Here is a 244-nt window from a genome sequence, read left to right on the forward strand (position 1 = left end):
GCTTCGTCATGGAACACGCGCATTTTACAATCTTACATTCAACAAACCTATGGTGTTTCCATGTCACGGGAAGGGATTCGCAAGTTGTTGCATCGTTTGCGTTTGTCATGGACACGCCCGACGTATAAGCTCGTCAAAGGAGACGCTAAGCGTCAAGCTGCTTTTCAAAGAGAACTTGAATTTATAAAAAAAAACTAATTACCGAGAATGTTACCATGTTTTATGTGGATGAGACACATGTTCG

1 protein-coding gene is annotated in these 244 nt (G+C 41.8%); it reads left to right on the plus strand.

Going from position 1 to position 244, the window contains the following annotated elements:
• Positions 1 to 198 (plus strand): helix-turn-helix domain-containing protein (locus tag ETB99_RS14830; protein ID WP_171700952.1); only part of this gene is annotated, 198 nt, incomplete at its 5' end.
• Between the last annotated feature and the right edge of the window lie 46 nt (positions 199 to 244).

This window comes from Anoxybacillus sp. CHMUD (genome assembly GCF_013096965.1).
GTDB classification, from domain to species: domain Bacteria; phylum Bacillota; class Bacilli; order Bacillales; family Anoxybacillaceae; genus Anoxybacillus; species Anoxybacillus kestanbolensis_A.